Annotated in this window: 15 protein-coding genes; 6 read left to right on the top strand and 9 right to left on the bottom strand. The window is 51.5% G+C overall.

Annotated elements, in window-relative coordinates:
- Positions 1–15: 15 nt before the first annotated feature.
- The 3 genes from ICL55_RS03185 to ICL55_RS03175 form a co-directional block, all read right to left on the bottom strand.
- Positions 16–411 carry a barstar family protein gene (locus tag ICL55_RS03185; protein ID WP_188094590.1) on the bottom strand — a complete coding sequence of 132 codons (396 nt, stop codon included), beginning with the start codon at positions 409–411 and terminating at the stop codon, positions 16–18.
- A gap of 265 nt (positions 412–676) precedes the next feature.
- Entirely contained in the window at positions 677–1,789 is a 1,113-nt protein-coding gene (locus ICL55_RS03180; RefSeq protein WP_188094589.1) for an agmatine deiminase family protein, read from the bottom strand.
- A gap of 83 nt (positions 1,790–1,872) precedes the next feature.
- Positions 1,873–2,709 (bottom strand): AraC family transcriptional regulator, encoded by an 837-nt coding sequence (locus ICL55_RS03175; RefSeq protein ID WP_188094588.1) that lies wholly within the window; start codon positions 2,707–2,709, stop codon positions 1,873–1,875.
- A gap of 166 nt (positions 2,710–2,875) precedes the next feature.
- Here ICL55_RS03175 and ICL55_RS03170 point away from each other — a divergent pair, with 166 nt between their 5' ends.
- A complete protein-coding gene (locus tag ICL55_RS03170) occupies positions 2,876–3,841 on the top strand; it encodes a phosphatidylinositol-specific phospholipase C (RefSeq protein WP_188094587.1) in 966 nt (321 codons plus the stop codon).
- 196 nt (positions 3,842–4,037) lie between these two features.
- Positions 4,038–4,628 (top strand): FMN-dependent NADH-azoreductase, encoded by a 591-nt coding sequence (locus ICL55_RS03165; protein ID WP_188094586.1) that lies wholly within the window; start codon positions 4,038–4,040, stop codon positions 4,626–4,628.
- Between the two features lie 82 nt (positions 4,629–4,710).
- Here the strand turns inward: ICL55_RS03165 and ICL55_RS03160 are convergent, their stop codons facing one another.
- Both ICL55_RS03160 and ICL55_RS03155 read right to left on the bottom strand, forming a co-directional pair.
- Positions 4,711–7,929 (bottom strand): reprolysin-like metallopeptidase, encoded by a 3,219-nt coding sequence (locus ICL55_RS03160; protein ID WP_188094585.1) that lies wholly within the window; start codon positions 7,927–7,929, stop codon positions 4,711–4,713.
- 248 nt (positions 7,930–8,177) lie between these two features.
- Entirely contained in the window at positions 8,178–14,927 is a 6,750-nt protein-coding gene (locus ICL55_RS03155; protein ID WP_188094584.1) for a type I polyketide synthase, read from the bottom strand.
- A gap of 584 nt (positions 14,928–15,511) precedes the next feature.
- Here ICL55_RS03155 and ICL55_RS03150 point away from each other — a divergent pair.
- Entirely contained in the window at positions 15,512–16,189 is a 678-nt protein-coding gene (locus ICL55_RS03150) for a hypothetical protein (protein ID WP_188094583.1), read from the top strand.
- 33 nt (positions 16,190–16,222) lie between these two features.
- Here the strand turns inward: ICL55_RS03150 and ICL55_RS03145 are convergent, their stop codons facing one another.
- Positions 16,223–17,425, bottom strand: a complete 1,203-nt coding sequence (locus ICL55_RS03145) for an MFS transporter (protein ID WP_223151279.1) — start codon at positions 17,423–17,425, stop codon at positions 16,223–16,225.
- A complete protein-coding gene (locus ICL55_RS03140; protein WP_188094582.1) occupies positions 17,410–18,531 on the bottom strand; it encodes an alkene reductase in 1,122 nt (373 codons plus the stop codon). The genes ICL55_RS03145 and ICL55_RS03140 overlap by 16 nt, the downstream gene beginning before the upstream one ends.
- A 201-nt stretch (positions 18,532–18,732) precedes the next feature.
- On the opposite strand from ICL55_RS03140, the gene ICL55_RS03135 reads away from it, so the two are divergent.
- The 3 genes from ICL55_RS03135 to ICL55_RS03125 all read left to right on the top strand — a co-directional run bounded on the left by ICL55_RS03135 (position 18,733) and on the right by ICL55_RS03125 (position 23,148).
- Positions 18,733–21,711, top strand: a complete 2,979-nt coding sequence (locus tag ICL55_RS03135; protein WP_188094581.1) for a glycoside hydrolase family 2 TIM barrel-domain containing protein — start codon at positions 18,733–18,735, stop codon at positions 21,709–21,711.
- 124 nt (positions 21,712–21,835) lie between these two features.
- A complete protein-coding gene (locus tag ICL55_RS03130; protein ID WP_188094580.1) occupies positions 21,836–22,141 on the top strand; it encodes an ArsR/SmtB family transcription factor in 306 nt (101 codons plus the stop codon).
- A gap of 44 nt (positions 22,142–22,185) precedes the next feature.
- Positions 22,186–23,148, top strand: coding sequence for a zinc-binding dehydrogenase (locus ICL55_RS03125; RefSeq protein WP_188094579.1), 963 nt, complete (start codon positions 22,186–22,188; stop codon positions 23,146–23,148).
- A 51-nt stretch (positions 23,149–23,199) separates the two neighbouring features.
- Here the strand turns inward: ICL55_RS03125 and ICL55_RS03120 are convergent, their stop codons facing one another.
- Positions 23,200–25,080, bottom strand: coding sequence for an OmpA family protein (locus ICL55_RS03120; protein ID WP_188094578.1), 1,881 nt, complete (start codon positions 25,078–25,080; stop codon positions 23,200–23,202).
- 19 nt (positions 25,081–25,099) lie between these two features.
- Positions 25,100–26,101, bottom strand: a complete 1,002-nt coding sequence (locus tag ICL55_RS03115; protein WP_188094577.1) for a PorP/SprF family type IX secretion system membrane protein — start codon at positions 26,099–26,101, stop codon at positions 25,100–25,102.
- Positions 26,102–26,125 lie beyond the last annotated feature (24 nt).

The raw sequence follows: 26,125 nt of genomic DNA, 5'->3' as shown, positions 1-26,125 counted from the left end.
ATTCAAAAGAAACAGCTACAGGGGAACTACCGTAATATTGGGGTGTTCTGCGATGATCTCCATCAATATGTCAAAATAGGTCTGCCCTTTGCCGCTGTTCAGTTCCGCCAGCTTCTCCTGAAAATGCGCCCTGTTGAAAGGTAATTCCGGCCTTAATTTTTCTTCGTAATACTTCCGGGTGGTGGCCACCCCTAATGCTTCCCTGCTATGTGCCATATCTCTCCAGACAAGGGCTATAGGCTCCTCTCCGTCGATGGCGCCAAAGCCACCGTGCAGCAAATCGTTGAAGCCATCGAGGCTGTTGCCCAGCTGCCAGTCCTCGCCGGTCATGAACAAACGATTTATTTCCGCATAGAAGCCCGGAATATCATTGATCCGGCTTCCCTCTATGATGAATTGTTTTTGCTGCATAGCGTCCAAGTTAATGAAATTAACAGCCTTTGTACTTATTGAAGTTTTTTGTATATTGGTAAAACGCAGGAATTCCCCCGTTGGGAGAATTCCTGTTATCCTAAAGATGCCCGCGGGCTGCCATTATAGAGAACAACCAGACTATCCATCAAAACTTCTTCTCATGCAGTATGTCAGAAAAAACCTGAAAGCAGTTATTTTCTTTGCCAGTATGCTGGTGGAGCTGATCGTTCAGCTATTTAAACATAGCTGATCATTTCCGGCACTATCTGGGTTGCTGCTGGGTCACACAGTGTACCATGCCTCCATTGGCAAACAGATTACGGCAATCGATGCCCACCACTTTCCTGCCCGGATAAAGGGCCTGAATAATACTATTCGCCACCGCATCGTTGGGGTCATTGTAATTGGGCACCAGCACGATATTATTGGCGATATAGAAATTGATATAAGATCCTTTCCCTACATTCTTCCCGTAAGTAGTCACCACGTTATTTTTCGTAAGCGGTACCTTCACGAACTTATAGGCCGCATTATTCCTGTTGACCGCGCTGTATAAGTTGCGGATATCCGACGGTGGCACCTGCCAATAGTCTAGATCTTCCTCAGACATGGTGATGATCGTATTGGCATCAGCGAATCTGGCAAACCCGTCGATATGCATATCGGTGATATCCAGGCCGGCACGTCCTTCCAGCCAGATGAAGCGGGTAACGCCCAAATATTTGGTGAACAGCGCTTCTGCCTGCTGCTGTGTCATGCCCGGATTACGGTTTTTATTCAGAATAGAGCTTTTGCAGGCCATCAACACGCCGTTTCCATCCATTTCCACGCTTCCGCCCTCGTTGATCATCACGTTGTTCAGGTCTACCCGCTGTATACCGCTATTGGCGGCTATCACGCCCGGTATCTGGTCGCAGTTCTGAAAGGCAGCTTTGTTGCCCCACCCGTTGAAGCCCCAGTCTTCCATCACCAGCCGGCCGTTGCCGTCTCTGACGAAGATGGGACCGTTGTCACGCACCCATACGTCGTCGGTACGACTGATCGTAAAGTCCACATTGGACATCGGTACCTGTGCTGTTTGCAGCAATTCGGTGACCCGCTCCCGTTCATCCTGATCATACACGATGAGGTGGACTTTCTCTCCCGGTACCAGCGCTTGTGTCATGGCAATCCAGGTAGCATCGAGGCGGTTGCGGTAGGCCCTGCCATATTGGTACTCATGTGGCCATTGCAACCACGTGCCTTCGTGTGGCGCCGCTTCTTCAGGCATTTTATACAAAACGGCAGTAGTATCAGCCGGGGCCACAGGTGTGCCGGTGTCCTCTTTGGCGCAGGACATCAGGAGTGCAGACAGGACCATGAATGTTGTTGTCATTTTAGTTGTCATTAATTGCTAAAATTTTGATAGCACAAAACTATCGCAGCGTTCATCCGTTCTGTTGTCCAAAATTGACAATCTTACTGAAGCGGCAACCATATGGCCGTCTCCTGTTCTTCTACAGAAGCAGTATTATCGGGGTGTTTGATATATTTTTCGATGATCGGCGTGGGGGCGAATTCGAGGTGAGTGTCCAGTATCCAGCCGGCGTAAATTTTTTGATAAGTATCTTCTATGGTTTCGTAGCTGCCGTAATGTATAAATCCGGCGTATTTACCGCCGGGAATTGTTTTGGAAGGCAGCTTCCCTTTGGCCGCCTGCACCGAAGCGCAGGCGTCATACCGGCATTTCAGGCTTTCCCGTATCAGTGGTTCATCTGCCACGATGCCATAGAACTCCGTTCCGGCGTTGGTAAACTGATGGGACATAAACCGCTCCCACAGCGCCTCTACATCTTCATGGTTATAATCGATAAAAGCGCTTTGGTAATACACCGTTACCGGCGGCACATACATGATATCAGGCATCAGCCGTTCTTCCATTTCCCGGGGAACAATGGCCGCTCCGGCCAGCAGTGGTAGTTTACGCTCCCTCGCTTCGCTGGGGGCCATGCCAAAATGTTGCCGGAACGCCTTGGAGAAGGAAGCTACGGTGGCGAAGCCTACTTCCAGGGCAATAGAGGACAGCGATTCGCGGGTATACAAAATCATTTTGTACGCATTCTCCACCTTCAGCCGCTGCTGATAGGCGCCGATGGTCTCTCCACAGGTATACTTAAATATCCGCTGGATATTCCTGTACGAATAGTGGGATACCTTCTCCAGCTCTTTGATGGAAATGAGCCGGCTGTAGTTCTCTTCCACAAAATGCAGCGTGTCATATACCCTGACCAGATGAGCAGTATCCCCCGTGTCCATTGCGCGCTTTTAGAACAAATTTACCCCAAAGCTGTCAAACTGCAGCGATGTTTCCGGTAGGCTATCGTAACATCACCTGCCGAACGATTAACAAATTATTAATTCCACGTATCTGATAATAAAAATCTACATTTTTTTTGCTCACTTTAAACAAACAAACGTTCCCATGAAACACCCTCAACTCCTGCTGGCAATTGCCATCTGTGGCCTGTTTGGCTGTAAAAAAGATCTTATTGACAACACCCGGCCGGGCAAGGTTACTGCTGACAATCAAGCTATCAGCAACAACGCCCCCGCCTTTTCGCTCAACAGCTGGATGGGCACCATCCCGAATGACCGCAACCTGGCGACCATCAGCATCCCCGGCACCCACGACAGCGGCGCACGTTTTGAGCCGATAGGCGGCACCGCCAAATGCCAGGAACTCACCATTGCGCAACAGTTGGACGCCGGTATCAGATTTCTCGATATCAGGTGCCGACACATCGGTGATGCCTTTGCCATACACCACGGCAGCATCTATCAAAACATGAACTTCAATGATGTGGTGACAGCCTGCTACGCCTTCCTCTCCGCCAACCCCACAGAAACCATTGTGATGAGCGTGAAAGAAGAGTACGACGCTACCAATAACACCAGAAGTTTCGAACAAACATTTGACAGCTACACCGCCCAACAACCGGGCAAGTGGTATCTGTCTAATACCATTCCCAATCTGGGCGATGTACGCGGTAAAATCGTACTGCTCAGAAGATTCGGTGCGTCCGCTACGCCAAAAGGCATCGAAGCGACCAACTGGGCAGACAACACCACTTTTACCATCAACAACAGCAGCTCCACCCTGCGCGTACAGGACCAGTATCAGGTGCCTGATAACAACAATAAATGGTCCGGCATCACCACGCTGCTAAACGAAGCCAAAACAGGCTCCCCGTCAACGTTGTATATCAATTTCACCAGCGGCTACAAACCACTGATTTTTGGTATCCCCAGCATCACGACCGTCTCCAATGCCATCAATCCACAGCTCAACACCTATTTCACCAACAATACACACGGCAGATATGGTATTCTGCCGATGGATTTTGCTACGGCCGACAGAAATAACCTTATCATCAGTACCAACTTCTGATCAACAAAACTGGTAACCAAACGGACGTCTCATGTATTTGAGACGTCCGTTTTATTTTTATAAGCTACCTGTTTAAGACCACTTATATATCATAAACAAACACATACATCATAGCCAAACCTTTTTTTTAAAAAAAGTGGACGGCATGTCCAAATTTTTGGACCATCGATCGTCATAGTCGTAAACATATCGTATTATGGCAAAGAAAACAGTTTTGCATCTTATCTCCAGTGCCCGGGAAAACGCGTCTTATAGCAAGGGGCTGAGCTCCGCTATTGTTGAAAAACTACACAGCAGGCATGAGATTGACAGGGTCATTGAGCGGGACCTGACAAAGGAGTTTCCACCATTTCTCGATGGTAACCTGATCGGCGCTTTTTATAAAGATCCCCGGTCTTTAAATGAAGCAGAACGACGGCTATTGACATATGCCGATTCCGTGGTCAAAGATGTAAGCGACGCTGATTTGCTGGTACTGGGGACCCCCATGCATAACTTTGGCATGTCAGCCTTATTAAAAGCCTGGATTGACCAATTGGTCCGCTTTGGCGTGACCTATGTTTATGATGAAAATTGGAACAGAAAAGGGCAATTGAACGGTAAAAAAATATACCTGGCGATAGCCTCCGGCGGAAATTTGCCCAAAGATTGTGAATTCATCTCCGGCCATGTCAACGCGGTGTTTAATGCCTATGTAGGCACCACCGAAGTACATACCTTCAGGGTGGAAGGTACAGCGATGCCCGGTTTTCAGGCAGATTATCAAAAGATTGTAGAGGAGTTGTAAAAAATATTGTCTGATAAAACAAACGGACGCCCCCTCTATAGGAGACGTCCGTTTTTACTATATCAGGTCCTGTAATCTGTCTTTATTGTTTAACGATTTTTTTCAGATACACCTGCTTTACACCATTTTTGATTCTTACCAGATAGATACCCGGAGGCAAAGCAGAAATATCCAGCTGTGCGTTAACGATGCCTATTTCCCGACGCAATACTTCTCTCCCATTTACGTCCAGCATGCTCACTTCTGATTTTCCGGTGAAACCTGTCAGGTTAATGTTCACGATATTGTTGACAGGGTTCGGGAAGACATCTACCTTTTGTCCTTTGCTCTCTTTTTCATCTATTCCCTCTTTGCTGACAACCACATCGTTTTCACTGCGGGTGGCCGTACCTAATTGTACCCGTAAGGTGTAGCAGGTAGTAGCACTGTTGGCGCCGCTATAGCCATACACCTGTGCATAATAAGTACCGGCAGCAAGTGTTTTGGTGATTGTTTCATTCGTAGTACCGCCTGCCTGTGAAATAGCGACCTGTGTACCGGCGCTGTTCAGCAGTTTCAGGTCATAGTCGCCGGGCAGCGTACGCAGGGTGATGGTAACAGAACCACGGGTGGTAATCACAAATTTATAGTGATCAATATCACCGCTTGGGCTGATGAGACCCGTTACATCGGTATTAAACGGAATCGTTGCAGCGCCGGCGGTAGTACCATTGGTGGAATTATCCAATGGGTTTGCACAACCAGAAGATGTCAGGGTAGTAAACTGCGCAGCAACATAGGCGCTGCTGCCTCCGGAACAGTTGGTCCTTACTCTCCAGTCGTACAAGGTAGCTGACGTTAATCCGCTCAGATTAACGGAAGTAGCCGTAGTGGCAGTAGCCGCGCTGATCCAGGTAGAAGAGGTATTAGGCTTGTAATCCACATCATAATTGGAGGCGCCGCTTACCGCTGTCCAGCTAACAGTAGCTCCGGCGGCTGTTACACCGGAACTGGTCAGGCCGGCAGGCGCACTGCAAGTGCTGGTGGATTTAGTGGTGAACTGTGCTGCCGCATAAGCACTGCTGCCGCTGCTGCAATTGGTCCTGATCCTGTAATCGTAGGTTGTTCCGGAGGTGAGGCCGGTTAATCCTACAGAAGTGGCGGTGGTTGCTGTCGCTGCATTGGTCCATGTAGAAGACGAGGTGGCCTTATAATCCACATCATAGGAGACGGCGCCGCTTACGGCTGTCCATCCTACTGTAGCAGATGTTGTATCGATAGCGGAAGCATTCAGCCCTGCCGGAGATGCGCAGCCGGAACCAGCGGTAATCGTGAAGTTAGTATTGGAAATATCAAAGAAAATATTTCCCACGGCTTCTACTTTTATTCTGGCAGTGGTAGTCGGTGTATTGGGAACAGTTACCACTTCACTACCATCATTGGGTGTGCTGGCCACCAGGGTGCTGAAGGTATTGCCGCCATCGGTGGAGATGGATATTTTTACGTTGGCGCAACTAACCGCACCGGTTGTTGTATTGGCTACGTTCCAGGTAACGGTTTGTGATGAGTTACCAGCCCATGATACATTAGTATTGGGAGCTGTTACGGCAAAAGGTCCGGAAGTATTGGTAACGGTGATAGTGGCATCGGCAAAATTGGTTTGCCCGATAGTTACCGGTGCAGTAGAACTGTAAGGCGCATTGTCCCTTACGGTCAAACGGAACTTCAACGTTCTGCTCACGGAGCTCAATGCTTCGGTATTAGCGCCTGCATCACCGCCAGGCAACGGGCCGGATATCAACCCGCCTGCGAGGATGGTCTCCAGTTTGGGGAAATACCTTACAGGAGAAGTCGTAGGCGCATAGGATATCCAGTTAGGGCCGGTTGCTTTGGTTACACTGGCCACGCTGGCTGTTCCTGTTTGTGAGGAGGTAGCGTTATCATTCTGTTCCCAGGAATATGTCAGCACATCACCGGCATTAGCATCGGTAGCGGAACCGGTCAGCGCAAACGGTGTGCTAATGGGAATAGTAAAATTACCGCCGGCATTCACCACGGGGGTGGCATTATTGCCGGATATGCTGGTGGTTACCGGACAAGTCTTTCCGGCAAGATTGGCCTGGATCTGTGCAATGGTAGCGGCATGATAGAACGCAATAGAGTGCGGGGCAATATCCTGGGCAGTGATGCCGGCATAACCCATAATGGTAATACCGGAACCAGGTTCCACGTTCACACCGGTGCCTTCATTGCTCATGGAGAAAGTATGGTTGCCACCCAGCTGGTGGCCTACTTCATGCACTACATAGTCGATATCGAAATTATCTCCCTGGGGAATATTATCAGCAGGAGAAGTAAAGCCGCTACCCTTTTGATTATCGACACAAATACAACCGATACAACCGGCATTGCCGCCGCCGCCGGACGCACCGAACAGGTGGCCGATATCATAATTGGCAGCACCGATCACGGAGGTCAGTGTATTTTGCAGCTCGCTGTTCCACGCGCCGCCGGCACCGGAACTGGCATCAGAATATGGATCTGTGGCCGGGTTATAATAAATCACATTGGTGGTTGCCGCGATTAGGTTCAGGTGGAGTGCGAGGTCTTTTTCATACACGCCGTTGCAACGGGTAAGCGTTGCATTGATCGCCGCCAGCACCAACCCTACCTGTGAAGCGCTGGTAGCGCCAAAGTAATTGGAGTATTCAGCGGTAACAGATTGCGCCAGCCGCAGTGTTTTGGCATCACCGGTGGAACGCGCCACGGTACCTACCTGGTTGCCAATGCTGGTAGCCAGCTTTTGTTCAGGAGTAGAACATTTCCATGGTAATGTCTTTGCTTGTTTTTTGAACACCGTATACACCGTGTGGTCAGCAGAATAAGGCTCAATGAATTCACTTTCTTTTTCAGTACGGAATACCATCGCTTGTACGCCCTGCGGAGAAATGCTCAGTTTTAAGGTGGCTTGTTTATCGGTAATACCTTTTCCGGAGAAAGCCCTTATCTCCGGGAATCGCGCTTGTAATGCAGGCTCGAAATTAGAAGCTTCCTTAATTTCGAACTGTTCAATCTGCCCGTCTGCGTTAGGCAAAGAGATAATGGTGGCATGTGCCTGTTTGTTGCCCACAGTTTTGAATACTTCACTCCGTAAAGGAGCAAGATCCAGGTCAAACAATTTGTAGGTGGCTGGAAATGCAAGCCTGGAAACGGCTTTGTCTTTAGTGATCCCGGCGGCGGCGGTATGCGGCCTCCAGTAGTCCTGCGCAAACAAGGTTGTGCTACACAACAACGCCGTTGCGAAGAGTAGAACTTTTCTCATGGTTAGTTGAGATTTTGGTGAATAATGGTTGTTTCAATAAGGGTTATTTCAATAAATTTAGATCAACTCTCTGCGGTTTAAATTGTACCGGTCGAAAATATTCACTGCGGTCATATCTGGGCTAAATCCCTGCTGTGCGGCGTCTAAACCGGCGACAACATTGACCAACAGCTTTTTATCAAAACGAAAAGAGGTCGCCTCAAATCGGATTTGAGACAACCTCCTGTTTATGAATGGGCAACTTTTCCTTATAGTACCATCGTTTTTCCTTTGGATACGGGCGTTGCAGGCTTCGGAAGGAATCCTTCCTGCTGCAGTTCCCGGATACTATCTTTCACTGCCTTGGTGATATGGCGCACCTGTTCATCTGTATGCGCGTCTGACAGGAAGCAGGTCCTCCCCTCCCATATATATACGCCTTTCTCTAACAGGTGATAGAAAAAGAGGTCCATATTGGAAGTGATGGCGAAATAGAACAGCGAGCCAAAATTGTGTACGTCCATGGGCACATTATTTTCTTTGAAGAAGGCCGACAGCTCATTCACCAGCTTAGTGGTACGGCTATTCAGTTTCTCCTGGAGCGCAGGGCCGCGTTGTTGCAGTTCCTTCAGCAGGGCCAGCGTGGCCGACATGCTCAATGGATGTTTACAGAAGGTACCGGCAAAGAAAGTCGTATCGGTAGCCGGGTAGGAATCATCCCCGTACTGCCATACGCCGCCGTCCAGTGCGTCCATATACTTGCGGGTACCGGCAATAATACCGATCGGTAATCCGCCCCCTGCGATCTTGCCATAGGTGGCCAGGTCTGCGCGCACCTCAAAATGCGCCTGTGCTCCGCCCGGATGGATACGGAAACCGGTGATCATCTCATCAAATACCAGGGCGATATCCTCTGCTTTTGTCATCTCACGCAGGGCGTGCAGCAAGGCTTTGGGCTGATACCCCGGCTTACGGCTTTGCACCGGTTCTACCAGTACGGCTGCCAGTTCATGTTTATGCGCGCGTATCTGTTCCACCACGTCAGGGTGGTGATAGTCGAATACCAGTACATCAGCCACCATATTCTGCATGATACCGAGGGCCATCGGTACGCCGGCATGCGATTTTTCCAGGTCTTCCGGCGCCGCCAGGGTGCCATCGAAGTGGCCGTGATAACCGCCGGCGAAGACGGCTACTTTTTTCCTGCCGGTAACGGTGCGTGCCAGCCTGATAGCTGTCATCACCGCTTCGGTACCGGAGTTATGGAAACTGGCCCGCTCTGCACCGGTGAGCGATGTTACCAGTTCAGCCACCTGCCCGGCCAGCGGCGTTTGTGGCCCGAGCTGGAATCCCTGTTGCAATTGCTGCTGGATGGCGTCCACTACTACCGGTGGACAATGCCCCAGCAGGTCTACGCCGAAGCCCATGGCCAGGTCGATATAGGTGTTGCCATCTATGTCCGTGATCGTAGCACCGGCGGAAGACGCGGCCTGTATAGGATATACCAGCTCTTTGGTAGAGAAGCGGAACCCTGCGGAGGCGCGGTTGTCAGCCAATACCGGCCGGTACTGCTGTGTCAGCGCCTTTGATTTTTGTGTTTTGAGATTATACCGACGGATGAATGCATCGAGGTATTCCTGCTGGGCGGCCGTATAGTTGGAGACGCCCGGACGGGTTTCCATCTTCGGGAAGATAGAGCGGTGCTGGGCAGGCGCTTTGGTTACCTCCGCAACGACTGGCGCAGCTGTCGATGGTCCGTTACCGTTAGTCTTCGCTGCTTCGGGCACTGCCGGAGTAGCTGCCGGTTGCGGCAGGAATTCTTCCGTGCCGAGATGTTGGGATAACAACGCCAGCTGCTGCTCCAGGAAATTGAACAGGCGCATGGACACTGCCGTGTCCGGCGTAGCAGGATAAGGCTGGGCGCCATTCGTCTTTACAGGACGAGCCGGCGCAGCGGCGGCCCTTACCACCGGCTGAGACACCGTTTCCGCTATCACCTCCGCTACCGCAGAAGCCGGTGCCGGAGCGGTTTCCACGGGCGCAACCGGGTTCTTCGCCACAATATAGTCCGTTATCTGATGGATAGTGGACAGCGTTTCAAACAGCTGCCGGATGGAAAAATTCACGTTGTATTTCTTCTCAATCCTTCTTACTGCACTCGCCAGTACCAGCGAGTCTGCCCCCATTTCAAGGAAACGGGCATGTATGTTGATATCGGCAGCCGGAATCTTCAGCAGGGTACTGAAAATGTCCGTAATATCCCGCAGGATGGCGGTACGTTGAGCTGGTACATGATTACTTTCGGGCATGATCTTACTTTTTTGTTCGTATTGCGAATGGGTAATGGGTGATGATGATTCTTTTGTTTCGGTCCAATAACGTTGCCGGTTAAACGTATATCCGGGAAGATGGACTTTACGGTAACCCGGATGATCGAACAGCTGTTCCATCCGGACAGGCAACCCTTTGACATATAGTGTCAACAGTACCTGTAGCATCATTTCCCAGGAAGAATGACCAATTTTCATACAGGGCAGCAGATGGTCTTCTGCATATTCCGCACTAAGCTGCACCATCGACAGCAGATTGGGCTGAGGTCCCAGCTCCATCAGGATATCGCCGCCCAGCCGTGCGATGGTCTGTATGCTTTTGGCGAACAACACTGGTGAGATGATCTGATCGCACCAATAACGATGGTCCGGTACTTCGGTCACCTCTTCGCCGGTGATATTGGAAATCAGCTGCAGCTGCGGCGGCCGGAATTCAATCTGCTTCGCTGCCTCACGGAATTCTTCGAGCATAGCCTCCATCAGCGGTGAATGCGACGCATGGGCTATCAGGAGCTGACGGGTATTGATGCCTGCCGCTTCCAATAATTTCAGGGCGTCCGCTACCGCCTGTTTTTTGCCGGAGATCACGGTCAATGCAGGGCCATTGACCGCCGCAATGGCCAGATCATTTCCGAATGGGCGAATGATGGCCGCTACTTCTTCTTGCCCGGCAAAGGCCGTGGCCATAGATCCCGGTTCTTTTACCCCCTGCATGAGTCGCGCTCTTGCGGTGACCAGCTTCAGGCCATCGTCCAGACTGAATACGCCGGCCACATAGGCAGCAGCGTATTCCCCTACACTGTGACCGGCAACGATAGACGGGGTGATGCCCCACGACTTCCACACTTCTGCCAGCGCGCAGGAAATCACGTAGATCGCCGGCTGGAAATAAGTCATCTCCAACAGCAACTCATTGGCAGCATCTTTTTCTTTTTTATACAATAAAGTGGTCAGCGAAAAGCCCCACTGTGATGCCAGCCAGCTGTCGCAATGGTCTACCACGCGGCGGAAGACGGCATTGTGCTGATACAGTTCAATGCCCATATTCCAATACTGGGAGCCACCACCGGTGAAAAGCCATACCAGCTTACCGTCGCGGGGTTGTACCAGGCCCGACAACACTTCTTCTGTATAAGGGTTCGCTGCATATGCCTGCAGGAGACGTGTCGCTTCCGTGACAGATGCCGCCTGAAAAGCGATGCGGTGGCTGAAGGCGTCCCGTGTTGTAAAAGTGCTGTAGGCAATATCTGCGAGGGTATCAGTAGTCTGCTCCAATGCGGTGGCGTAGCTCGCTGCGAGCGATTGTAAAGCCGCCGGCGATTTAGCCGAGAGCGTCAGCGGGTAAGATGCCCATTGTGGTAACGGCTCCGTATATACGTTATTGGCGACAGCAGGTGCTTCTTCCAGAATCACATGCGCATTGGTGCCACTCAGTCCGAAGGAACTGATGGCGGCACGTCTTACGCCGCTGGTAGCAGGCCAGGCCGTCAGCCGGTCCACTACTTTCAACCGCATCTCCTTCCACGGAATATAGCTGCTGGGGGTATTAAAATGCAGCGTGCCGGGCAACTGCCGCTGTTGCAGTGACAGTACGGTTTTAATCAGTCCTGCGATGCCTGCTGCCGCTTCGAGGTGGCCGATATTGGATTTCACGGCCCCCAGCAGCAGCGGATTATCTGCCGCGCGAGATTGGCCATAGGCCGCATGCAGCGCCTGGGCTTCCACCGGATCGCCCAGTTTGGTACCGGTGCCATGTGCTTCTACATATTGTATGGTGTGCGGTGCTACGCCCGCGCGTTGTAATGCTTTTCTGATGACCTGTTGCTGTGCAATACCATTGGGAGCAGTAAGCCCGTTGCTTTGCCCGTCGTGGTTGACGGCCGAGCCGCTGACGACGGCAAGGATGTTATCGCCGTCACGCAGCGCATCGCTGAGGCGCTTCAGTACGATCATGCCGGCGCCTTCTCCCCGCACGTAGCCATCTGCTTCTTCATCGAAAGCATGGCATTGCCCGGTGGGCGACAGCGCCTTCATACGGCATAGCCGGATCGTGGTATCGGGGGTGAGCATCAGGTTCACGCCGCCGGCCAGCGCCAGCGAACATTCGCCCAGCAGCAGCTGCTGACAGGCCTGATGCACGCTCAGCAAAGAAGAAGAACATGCGGTATCCAGTTGCAGCACGGGGCCGTGGAAATCAAACAGGTAAGCGATCCTGCCGGCGGCCACGCTTCGCTGGAGGCCCAGGCTCGTGAAAGCATCTTCAAATAAAGCCGGCGGCGTATGCTCCTGTACGATCTGCTGATAGTCATCAGTGCCCAACCCCACGAATACGCCGGTATCACTGCCCCTCAGGGAAGAGGGCCGGATGCCGGCATTCTCCATCGCCTCCCAGCTCACTTCCAGCAACAGGCGCTGCTGCGGGTCCATACCGATGGTTTCTCTGGGTGAAATACCGAAGAACAGCGGATCGAACTGGTCTGCCTGTTCTATGAAACCACCGTGACGGGTATACATCTTCCCCGTTTCATCTTCATCAGCACTGTAATATTGTTCCGCATCCCAGCGGCTTTCAGGGACAACGGTGACGCCGCTACGTTGTTCGCGCAGCAGTTCCCAGAAAGCAGCGGGACTGTTCACGCCGCCCGGAAAGCGGCATCCGATACCGATTACCGCCACTTTCCCGCCAGTAGCCAGGTGCTGCTGCCCCTCAGCCGTTGCGGTGCCGGTTTTACCGGAAAGGTATGCCGCCAGCGAGGTGGCGGTAGTATAATTGTAGATGACCGTTTTATCCACCGGTTGCTGCAACCACTGCTCCAGGTCGGCCGCCAGCATGACTGCCTGCATGGAGGTCATCCCGTATTCCGCAAACACCCGGTCGGCCAACAGGGCTTCGTTGGTCAGTTTAAACCGCTGTTGCAGCCATTGCTGCAACCATTTCCGGACTTCTTCAAAACTACGTGTGTTCGTCTCCTGTAGTGATGCGGTATGTTGTTGCGCCGCGGCTATTTCACGGATGATATCTGCGTATACCCCTTGCCGGTATTCTTCGGTAAAAGCATAACGCTTCACTTTCCCGCTGGTGGTTTTAGGCACTTTTCTCACCGGCAGCACATGCTTTACTTCCAGCCCCAGCTGAGAGGCAACATATCTTTTCACCGTAGCTACAACAGGCAGGAATTTCTCTGTGGAAGATTTATGGATCACAAATACCACCACCGCCTCGGTGCCTGTCTCCTCGTCGGGAACGCCACACGCCACTACCTTACCGGCTTCCATCCCGGTCCCTTGTTCTACCGTATGTTCTATATCATGCGGATAGACATTCAGTCCATTGACAAAAATGATATCTTTCGAGCGGCCGGCGATGTAGAGATAACCATCGAGCATAAACCCGGTATCGCCGGTATTGAGCCATCCATTACGTATAGCCGCCGCCGTTGCTGCTTCATTATTATAATAGCGACTGGTAACCGCATCGCCTTTTATCTGTACAGCCCCCAGATGGCCGTCGGGCAATGGTTTACCTGCTTCATTAGTGATACTGACCGTCACACCGCCGATGATTTTGCCGACGTTCACCACTTCGGTATGCTCTACCGTGGCTTCTTCGCCGCTGGTAACGATCACCGGTTGCCCCAGGGCCAGCGAATCCCTCCGTATGAACAGGCTGCTGAAGACGGTGTCCATATCCGCCAAACTCACTTCCAGCGTACCTTCCGCCAGTCCGTAGCAAGGGAACATCGACTTCGGGTCCAGCTGATACTTTCCCAGTACGTCTATAAACTGCCGGCACAACGGGGCCGCTATTGGCTCCGCACCGTTGAAGATGATCCTCAGGGAGGAAAGGTCCAGCCCTTCTCCTTTTTCGGGGGTAAACTGATTCAGGTAATATTTATAGCCAAAGTTCGGAGAACCGGTAACGGTAATACGATGTTCTGAAATTTTCTGCATCCACAACAACGGGTTCCTGATAAACAAATCCGTCGGCATCAGGTAATGATTCAACCCGGCAGCAAACGGATACAGGTGAAACCCGATGAGGCCCATATCATGGGTGAGCGGCATCCAGCTGAGGTGGCAGTCCTCCGCTGTGAGCTGATGCGCTGTAATGGCCTCAAACACGTTGGTGATAAGGTTTTTGTGTGTCAGCACCACGCCTTTGGGGTTACCGGTAGATCCGGAAGAGAATTGCAGAAAAGCGATCGTTTCCGGGGTAACGGGAACGACTACCCCTTCTTTACCGGTTTCTTCTTTGTCATCGGTGAAGATGATGTGATCAAAACCCTGCCCGTCGGCAGCCGCGGCGCCTGACAGCAGTTTTTCGTAATGGGCGCGTTTAACGGCCAATACGGGCTTGTCCAGAAAACTTTTGATCTTATACAGCTTCTGTGCGTTTTCACCTTCATAGGTCACCGCCACAGGCACCGGTATAATAGCGCCCAGCAAACATGCCCAGAAGAGCTGTAAAAAAGTTTTGCCGTCCTCTATCTGCAACACCAGCTCAGAACCCGGTGTCAGGCCTCTCTCCTGTAGGTGGGCCAACCATGATAGGGCGTCGGCATACAACTGCTGATAGGATAGAAACGTTTCTTTGTTGCTGCCTGTGATAAAGGTGACGCCTTTGTTTTGTTCATCTTTGAGTCCTGTCAATAACTGCTGTAACGTATCCGGACGCGATGTGTACTTCATAAACAATACATTTTGTAAATAGCTCCGCCAGAAGGCTGCGTACAGGCAGTCTGCGGATACCGACATGGTGAATGGTGATGAGGATATATGTATTTATCAGCGCTGTGTATTACACAGCACCAGAAAGGGGTAACGGTCCACGACAAGGCATAGCTGTCGCTATACTGAATCCAGTCGCTTCTTTCAGATATATTACTGGTGAAATGATTAGTGGCCTGGTGAAGCCATCATCAATGAGGTTATAGGACCTTCGATAGAATCGTTGCGTACCTCCCGGTAAGAGGAATAAGCAGTATCAAATGAATGGTTAAAAATTTTGAGTTAAAAAAGTATACGTAAACGCATACACCGCTAAAATAGTGAAAATTATTCAGCAAAAATAAAAAAAGTAGCCTGCACTGATACGACCATGACTCTTTTTCCGTTATAACCACACTATGCGCAGCATCCGCGATAATACTGCATACTGGCTTCACCTAAATATCAACGGAATGGGCATGACGCTTTTACATCCGTTTGCGTTTCATCACAACACGTATTATCTTGTGGCATTTGCCGTGTAGGAATGCCGCCAATTACTCACCATGGGATTATTTGATTTTCTAAAAAAGAAGGACCAGCCAGCCTATGCCGGCATAGTAGCACAGTATCAGCACTTTTACCAGGCGAATCAATCGCAGCCGCTCTCCCTGTATGGCCTTATTCCCTATGGCGAAGCGGGCAGCACTCCCTTTCATCAGACAGCGTATGAAAAGACATTGCTGGTTGATTTTCCATTTGAGTCAGAATATGTATGGGAGGATGTGGATGATGAGCAACTTGTGGAAGAAAAGATAGCGGCTGTGCAGTATGGTAACATCCCCATCGCCAAAGAAGGTTGCGGGATGTATTGGATACTGATCACCACCGGCAAGCATCAAAACGAAGTATGGCTGTTGACCGATTCCGGTGTAACGCCTGTGCAGGAAAAACTTACGCTGGAGAGCTGGAAGGAAAATCAGCTAAGGAGCGGAAATACTTTCTGGTACCCGGCCTTAGCGCACTGGGGGCCTATTGAAAATGCATTTTTTCTCTGCCATGCGCCCAAGAAAATGGCGGCATCCGGTGAAGATATTTTTGGGGTGAGCAGTAACCTGTGCGGCAGTTGTATTGAATATCTTTCCCGTTGTGCTGTCAAACATCAAAAGGAATTTTTTGTCACCGACCCGGTAGGCACCCGGATATTTGAGACTGACGGCCGTATTGAGTTAGTGAAACCCTAAGCCGCCAGTCCCTGTATGAAACCTGTTTTTATATTAATGCATTAATACCCGTTGCCTATCGGGCAATACCGCCCGTTGACCAAACCGTGTGGTATACCGCAAGGCAATCACCAGCCCGATAAACGCCATTCCTACCCCTACCAGCGACGGGTACGTATAGGGCAGACCGTATTCCAGCGGTATCCCGCCCAGGTAAGCGCCCAGCGCGTTGGCGATGTTAAACGCGGCCTGCATAAATGCGGCGGCCATCATTTCCGCACCAGGCGCGGCCCGCATCATCATAATATTTACCGGCGCCGCTACCGACATCGACAGTCCGCCGCTTAAAAAAGTTAGTATCAGAGAAGGTATCATCATCCCGGAAAAGAAGAAAACACCTGTCAACGCCAGCATCATGAGAAACAACAGCAGCGCGCTCGTACGCGCCGCACCCATCCGGTCTGCCAGATAACCGCCCAGCAGATTGCCCACCACCATGCCACCGCCGGCAAGGACCATCACATAGGCCATATTGCCCTGACTAACACCAGATACTTCCGTCATCAATGGCGTAATGTAACTAAACCAGGTAAATAGCCCACCGAAGCCAATAGCGGTAATCAGCAAGACATACCAGCTCTGTTTATTCTTCAGGAAATGAAGTTCTTCCGTGATGTTGGCCGCCTCCTGCTTTCCGTCCATGGCAGGAAGCCATACCCGGAGCGACAGCAACGTAAGCAGCCCTATCCCGCTCACCACCGCAAAATACCAGCGCCAGTGAAGCATGTGGCCGATGTAGGTCACCAGCGGCACCATCGCCAGATTGGCCACCGTCAGCCCGGTAAACATCAATGATATGTACCTTGCCTCTTTCCCTTTCGCTGCAATGCGGGAAGCTACCACTGCCCCCACGCCGAAAAAAGCGCCGTGCGGAAGGCCGGACAAAAACCGCAGCAACATCAACGCGGTGTAACCCGGCGCCAGCGCGGATAATCCGTTAAAGACCGTGAACAGTGCCATCATCGCCATCAACACCTTCTTCGGTGGAAACTTCACCGAATACCCTACCAGCAGCGGAGCACCCAACACCACGCCGATGGCATAGGCAGAGATAAAGTGCCCCGCCTCCGGTATGCTGATGTTAAAGGACCGGGCAATATCGGGCAGCAACCCCATGATCGCAAATTCTGTGGTGCCTATCCCCAAACCACCGATGGTCAGGGGAAGTATCCTTTTATCTATTATTCCGTTTCGCATAACGCTGCTTTGTTCCCGTATGTTTTCCAATCAATGTAACCATGCATCGTCAGACCGTAATGCAGGTCCCGTTGCGGCGGTGTCAGCGGCCAGTGATGCTGCAGACGGTCCACCAGATCAGGATTGGAAATGAAGGCTTCACCAAACGCTGCGATGTCAATGGTACCTGCATTGATCAGCCTTTCGGATTTTTCCCGGTCCATGCCGCCAGCCAGGATGATAGTGCCATCGTACCAGCTACGGAACCTTTCCAGAAAACCTTCCGGCAAAGCGAAGCTGCCGCGTGACTGCTGGTCCATGATATGGATGTAGGCAATTTTCCTGTCCGATAATGCTTTCGCCAGATAAGCGTAGGTAGCCTCTATCTCGTCGTAGTGAGGCAGTTCATGCAGTCCTCCATAGGGAGTGAGCCGGATGGCCACTTTCGACGCACCTACCGCGGCGATGCTGGCATCAATCGCTTCCAGCAGAAAACGGCTGCGGTTCTCCATACTGCCGCCATATTGGTCTGTGCGGTTGTTGATATGCGGATTTAAAAACTGTTCGATCAGGTAGCCGTTGGCGCCGTGCAGCTCTACGCCGTCAAAACCGGCCGCGATCGCGTTTTTCGCCGCCAGGGCAAAGTCCTGCGCTATTTTCGCCACCTCTTCCGTGGCCAGCGCACGCGGTTGGGAGGCGGTCACAAAACCTTCGTGGCCGTTCTCATCAAATCCCCAGGCTTTCGACTGTGCCGCCTGTATGGCTGAAGGGGCCACCGGCGCCTGTCCGCCAGGCTGATTGGAGGTATGGGACACCCTTCCCACATGCCAGAGCTGGGTAAATATTTTACTGCCTTTGGCATGTACGGCGGCGGTGACTTTCTTCCAGCCTTCCACCTGTTGCTGCGTATACAGGCCGGGAATGTAGAGTACGCCTTTGGCGGTGTCTGATATGGCTACGCCTTCTGTTATGATCAGCCCGGCACCAGCACGCTGGGCGTAGTACAGGGCATTGTTTTCGTTGGGAATACCGTCCGCATTTCTGGCTCTTGTCATAGGAGCCATGGCGATGCGGTTGTTCAGTTGCAAAGAACCGATAGTGGCCGGTTCAAAAATGTTTGTGTTCATGGTATTTGTTTTTGTGTATCAACCATGATGCTCATGATCGATAGTGCAAATTTCACTCGTATTATACCATCATCAAAATAATTTAAATTCTACCTTTCTATTATAATTATTATATCAAAAAATCAGGTGAGATGGATGTTGTTAAAATATTCCTCCAAAAACGCGTACCTTACCACACATCCAAAAAAAAGAACATCCACAGTGAACAGGTATTATTCTCCTCCGCAAAAGGGAGCCAGCAGCGTATTACAACGATATGCGGCATGGTGTTTTTTCCTAACGACATTAACGACGACCGCCACGCAGGCACAATCTCCCACAGCACCCAGACAGGAACTGGACTTCAATACCCACTGGGCCTTCTGTCAGCAGGACGTCCGCAATGCCGCAGCTACCGATTTTAACGACGCCTCCTGGGAAGCCGTTTCTATTCCACATGTAATGGGCATCACCCCCAAACATAACGGTGGCGGAAAAGTGTATCAGGGCATCGGCTGGTACCGGCGTCATTTCACCGTGCCGGCAAACCAGGCTGGCCGCAGGTTATACGTTTCCTTCGAGGGGGTACAGACCGACTGTGAAATATATCTCAACGGAGAAAAACTGGAGGAGCATCATGGAGGATATATGCGTTTCGGCGTAGATATTTCCGGCAAAGTTCGCCCCGGCAGTACCAACGTGCTGGCCGTCAGGGTTTCCAATATCGACAATCCACAAACGCCGCCCGGCAAAAAAATGTCCACGCTGGACTTTAACTATTACGGCGGCATCTATCGAAATGTATCCCTGGTGATCACCGATCATCTTTACATTCCTGATGAGGTGGAAGCCAATAAAATAGCCGGTGGCGGCATATTTACCATGAGCAGAAACGTGTCGGCCCAGGCGGCTGACCTGCTGGTCAACACCCAGGTGGTCAACAGCAGCGGACAGTCTGCCACCACCACCTTGCTGAGCAAACTGGTAGACAACAGCGGGAAAGTAGTAGCCTCCGCGCAACAAACCATCGCCCTCAACGGCAAACGGGACACCACTTTCCGGCAGCAACTTCATCTCACGGCGCCGCATCTCTGGCATCCTGATCATCCATATCTGTACCGGCTGGAATCAGCAGTCTATAACGGCAAAGTGCTCGTCGATAAACGGGTGACCCCCACCGGCATTCGTACCATCTCGTTTACGTCGCCCGACGGAAAAGCCGACGGCTTCTACCTCAACGGAGAAAAGCTATACCTCAGAGGGGCCAACCGCCACCAGGTGTATCCCTATGTAGGCGACGCCGCACCAGCCGCGATGCAATACCGCGATGCCTGGCAGCTCAAAAAAGGCGGGTACAATGCCGTGCGCGCAGCGCACTATCCGGCATCACCGGATTTCCTTCGCGCATGCGATGAACTGGGCCTGCTGGTCATCGAATGCCAACCGGGCTGGCAACACTACAGTGAAGACAGCACGTTCAAAGCACGCACCTTCCGCGATATCCGGCAGATGATACGCCGCGACCGCAACCATCCGTCCGTATTCCTCTGGGAAACATCCCTGAACGAATCCCCCACTCCTTCCGGCTGGATGCAGGAAGCCATCCGCATAGCACATGAAGAAATGCCGGGAGACCAAATGTTTACCGCCGACGATTACAATCAACGCAGCTGCGATCATTATGATGTTTTCTATAAAGTAGTGAATCCCGACATGACAGACCCGGCGCCCAACAAACCCTCTCTCACCCGCGAGTGGGGAGATACCTGGGTGGCAGATGCCGCACGGGAAAACGGACTGCGTGCTTCCCGTCGATACACCGCCCGGGGACTGGTCAACCAATGTATTTTACGGCAGCAGGCCCTTAACGGGGAAACCAGCGAAGAACACGGCGGCTATTGGGACCATGCCCGGCTGGACGCCAATCCCCGCATCGGCGGATACTTCGTATGGAGCTACAACGACTACACCCGCGGAAGCGATGCTGTCACGGCATTCAGCGGCGTGACGGATATGGACCGCTATGAAAAATTCAGCTACTACCAGCTACAGTCCATGCAGTCGGCACGCAATAAAGCATACGGACCCATGGTGTTCGTCGCCAGTTACAACAACCTGCCGGATACCGATTCCACCATCGTGGTGTTTTCGAATTGTGATACCGTGCTGCTGTACCGCAACAACCAGCTCGTGGGCCGGAAAACCCGCTCCGCCAATGCATCCACGGCACCGTTCATCGCAGCGAAGGGCGGCAGTCCCCTATATGCGTTCCCGTTAGGTAGCTATGAGCCGGGCACCCTCCGCGCAGAAGGCTGGCTCGATGGCAAACGTGTATGCGGCCATACGGTCAATACCCCCAAAGCCGCCAGACGCCTGGAAATCACGATACCGGAACCAGCGATGCCGTTGGTGGCCAACGGTACAGATATGATCCCGGTGTATATCAAAGTATGTGACGAAAACGGCACGGTGGTCACTAACACACAGGCAGGGCAATCGTACACCGTCCAGCTCCGCGTTACAGGCGCCGGACATCTCGTAGGCGGAAACATCCCCGCAGCAGCCATCGCAGTGCAACAAACAGAAGGCGGCATCGGCTATGCCCTCATCAGAAGCAGCGACAGCTCCGGCGACATCAGGATTACGGCGGAAAGTAAAGGACTCGCAAGCGCCGTTAAAATCATTAAAACCCAGGGCAGCAGGGCAAAGACAGTCCCGGATGCCCCCCACGCCAAATGGGTAAATGATTACGACAGAAAATATACAGACACCGCCACGCAAACCGGGCAGGCGGACGCGCTCCGGGAAATCTCACTGAAAAATGCAACGATCACGATCAATGGTCAGGTGAATCCGACGGGTTCCGGTGCATTGACAGACAAAAACAATGTTACCGGCTGGACGGCCACCAGCGGGGCTTTTCCGTTAACCATCACACTGCGCCCGGAAAAGGCCTGTACCTTAAAAGGAAGCCAGGTTTTCTGGGGTAAAGACAGCGATTGGTATACTTACCGGGTGGAGACTTCTACCGACGGGACCACCTGGACGATCGCCAGTCCTGATCAACTGTCCAGCGGACAGGACTACAAACCTGTGCTGTTCAATAGCCCCGGCGTACAATATGTGCGGTACGTGATTTCGGGTATTAAGCCGGAAAGCAGCCGTGTGGCCGTGAAGGAAATTTTGTTGTTTGGAGAGTAATAATACGTGTAAAAGGAGGGTGTCCCAAAAGACACCTTCCTTTTTTTACAGCTGTTCATCGATCACCATCGCACCGGTTGATTTTTAATTTCTGGATTTCGGGAAATATCGATATGTTTGCCCAATGGAATTACTCATGGTTTTTAAAGCACTCAGTAATGAGACCAGAATAAACATGCTTATCTGGCTCAAGCAGCCTCACCTGCACTTCCCCGCTGAGGAATTGGAGGACTATGATGCCAATCTTGGTGTATGCGTCAGCGACATTACGCAAAAAGCCGGCTTATCTCCGTCCACCACATCAGACTACCTGAGCATACTCCAGAAATGCGGGCTTATTGAAGCCACGCGGGTGGGCCAGTGGACGTACTACAAGCGTAATGAAGGAGCGATTAAGACCCTGAACAAACTTATCCAAAAAGCATTCTGATTTTTTTTACTCAAACATTTCGAAAATAAGCGAATTATCGAATCATGAAAGCGATTGTAATCAACAATTATGGCGGACCAGAAGTGCTTCAGTTAAAAGAAGTAGCTACTCCCTCCCTAACAGCTCCTACCCAGGTACTGGTGAGGGTAAGGGCTACCTCCGTAAATCCGCTCGACTACCAGGTCAGACGAGGGGACTATGCGTCACTGTTTGAACTACCCCTTATAACCGGTCACGATGTGGCGGGCGATGTGATAGCAGTGGGTGAAGCCGTGAAAAACTGGCGGCCCGGTGATAAAGTCTACTATTCTCCGCGTTTTGGTGGTCAGGGCAGTTACGCGGAATACCACCTTACCGACGAATCCTCGTTGTCCAAAATGCCTGAGCATCTTAGCTACGAGGAAGCCGCTGCGGTGCCGCTTATCGGGGGAACGGTATGGGAGATGCTGGCAGTACGGGCGAACCTGAAAAAAGGAGATACCATTCTCATTCCCGGTGGTGCGGGCGGTGTAGGTTCACTCGCCATTCAGGTCGCTAAGACACTGGGAGCTTTTGTATATACAACAGGGCAAAACATTTTACGGGAGCAGCTACAGCATCTGGGAGCGGATATCGTGATTGATCATCATCAAAAAAACTACCTTGAAGAGATACAGGCACTCACCAGGGGAAAAGGCGTGGATGTAATGATTGATACTGTTGGGGGCAGCACGCTCTCCGATAGTCCGCTTGCGTTAGCTGACTATGGCAGGCTTGTAACGCTGGTGGACATTGCCCGGCCGCAAAACCTCCTCCGCGCCTGGGAAAAAAATGCGACCTATCATTTTGTTTTTACCCGGCAAAGCAGGGAAGAGCTCCATCCTATTACCAGGTTAATGGAAGCCGGGCAGGTAAAACCAGTGATAGATAGCGTGTATCCACTGGAAGATATTAAAAAAGCCCATCAAAGAATGGAAGATGCGAAGCGAGACAGACCGCTGTTTGGTAAAATTGTATTGTCAGTATAAAAACTATCGCGCATAAAAAGAGGGTGCCTTTTGGACACCCTCTTTTTATTATTACCATTTTATGCGCAGCTCAGAACGCCTGTTCTGCTTATAATCTTCTTCTTTACAAGGAACGCCGTCCTTACAGCCATTCACCGGATCTTTCTCACCTTTGTTGCTGTAGTACAACCGTTTTGGATCGATGCCTTTATTGGCGAGATAATCTATTACAGCATAACAACGTAACGCTGACAGATCTACGTTGTATTGATCACTACCACGGTTATCCGCGAACGAAGTGATCACCACGCGCCAATCGGGATAACGCTTCAGCACAGCTGCCACCTGGTCCAGTATCCGGCGCGACTCTGTGAGCAGGGCGGTACTGTTGTAATCATACAGGAACTTCAGTTCTTCCAGTTTCTTTTTGTCTGCTTCCTCTTCCGGTGTATGTTTTTTCACTACCGGGACCGGCTTGCCACCATTGCCTGGCGGCACTGTATTGCCTGAAGTGGAAGGCTGGTTCGGGTTCGTGTTTGGATTTGAATGCGGGTTGCCATTCGCGTCCGGATTAGGCTGAGTGCCCGGTCCGTCATTCCTACCATGATCTACCCTGGTGAAATAGTTCGGATCGGAGAAGTAATAGACGTCGTCTCTTCCTAAGCCACCCTTCCTGCTGGAAGCCAGGTACCCTTCATAACCGTTGCGCTTCAATATCAGCCCGAGATCATCTGCGCCTGAATTGAATGGCAGCTTCATATTCTCCGGCGCTTCCCAATTGGTTTTCGCCCCTCTTACACGATAGATGTCGTAACCGCCCATCCCGGCATGTCCCCTGCTGGAGAAGTAAAGAATACCGTCTTCGTTGACAGTGGGAAATGTTTCTGATGCCACGGTGTTGATCTGGCTGCCGCAGTTGATCGGTGTGCCCCAGGAGCCATCAGCTTGTTTCTCTGCATACCAGATATCGGTCTGGCCTTGTCCTCCCGGACGATCGGACACAAAATACAAGATATCACCAGTGGAATTGAGCACCGCATGGCTGGAAGAATATCCTTCTATATTGATACCGGGTATCAACACGAGCGGCTCCCATTTACCGTTCTTTTTCACGGACTGATAAAGTTGCAGATGGCGAACACCGTTCACCGCGCCTTTACCGGTATAAGGCACTCCTTTGCCCTGTATATTGATGGTTGCATAGAGCGTATCTTCCGTGTTATTCAGACATACCGGTCCGATATTATAATCGAACTTGCCCAACAGTCCCGGCACCAGTTCTTCCAGATAGGCGTTGGAGTTATCTCCGGCATATTGTTGATACACGTAAGCCTTGTAATAGGGTTGCTCCGTACGTTTATCTAACGGCGGTTTGGCCTGTGAGCCGCTGCTCAGCGCCATGGTACGATAGCCGTTGGACATCAGCAACAGCCCTTTCTGTACTACGCCGCTTACCACATCGGAGCCGGGAGTATTCAGTTCTTTCAGCGGCTTCAGTTGCACAGGCGCTGCTTTTCCCAGCCACACCACAGCACTGTCGCAGCCTTTCAGCGCCATGTTTTTCAATTGCAGGCTATCGGCATTAGCGGTGGAGAACAACGCATATTGCGCTTTGGCTTCGTCATATTGTTCCAGCTGCCGGAGGGCTTCGCCATAGGCAAAATAAGCGGCATCGGGGCGGTCAGGGCGACTGGTAATCTCTTTGTAGATATCCGTTGCCTCCTTATAGTAACCGATCTCCTGAAAGCTACGGGCCATTTTCATCAGCTGCTCTACCGGCATCCTGTCGCCTTTCTGGCGGGCAATTCTGTTATAGAGCGCGCCGGCCACGGCATATTCCTGTCTGGCATAAGCTGCTTCGGCCAGCTGCAACACGCTTTTCTGCTCCTGGCCGTACAGGTTGACGGCAGACAAAAACAGCAGCGGAATGATTATTCTGGTACTACGGTTCATAGTGGGTAGTAACTAAAGTTTAAAAATAGCGGGGGTTCTTCACCGTATAGTTTTTCGAAGGGATCAGGAAGCCCAGTGATATTTCATGGGAACCTCCCTGATAACCGGCCATTTTGTTGATGGTCAGGTCGTAGGCATAACCGATACGCAGCTTTTCTGTGGCGTAGAACTCTACCATCACGCTGGCAGCATCCAGTTCACTCAGGTCTTTCTGCAGATTGGTTTTTCTCCATATGCCCACGCCGGTACGGTAAGAAGCACCTACCCACAGCTTCTCTCCGATCAGCAGGAAGGCGTTAATGTCCACGTTGGTAGGACCTTTAAAATCTTCTTTGATCAGGATCGAAGGTTTCAGCTGCAGGTTCTCTCCCAGCGGAAACATAGCACCGGTGGTAATATACAGGTGCTGTGTTTTACGGATGGTGGAATAGTTGTTGCCTTTCCAGTTGTAGCGCGACGCATCGGTATAGAGTGAAAACAGGTCCATCACAGACGCGCCGGCATAAAAGCGGGGCGTATAATAATAGATCCCGAAGCGGGCATCGGGCACCCATACGCTCTTTTTACCCAGCGGTATGGCCGCGTCTTCATTATCGATGTATTGCAGTGCCGTACCATCGATAGAGTACTGGGTAACGCCGGCGCCTATACCGAGGCAAAGCCGGCGGGTATCTTCATCGTCCAGCGGAATGCGGTACGAGTAAGAACCATAGAGCGACAACGCGTCCTGCGGTCCTGATTTATCAAACAACATTTGCAGTCCCAGGCCCACTTTCTTATCGCTGGCGGGCGTCACCCCGTCGACGGAAACGCCGCCCGTACGGGGTGCTCCGGGGAATCCGGCCCACTGATGACGATAAATGGCATTCACATACAAGTCCTCCTTGTAGCCTGCATAGGCAGGGTTAACACTTAACCCGTTGAAGATATACTGGCTGAACTGTATGTTCTGTTGCGCCACGCTCCTCATACTTATTGCCAGCAGCAAGACCATTATTCCCGCTCTGAGTACTTTTTGCATCTTTTACTTTTTTTGTAGCAGATA

The organism is Chitinophaga varians, assembly GCF_014529945.1.
In the GTDB taxonomy this organism is placed as follows: Bacteria; Bacteroidota; Bacteroidia; order Chitinophagales; family Chitinophagaceae; genus Chitinophaga; species Chitinophaga varians.
Note: the sequence above shows the minus strand (reverse complement) of the source record. Positions and strands in the feature narration are given on the sequence as shown.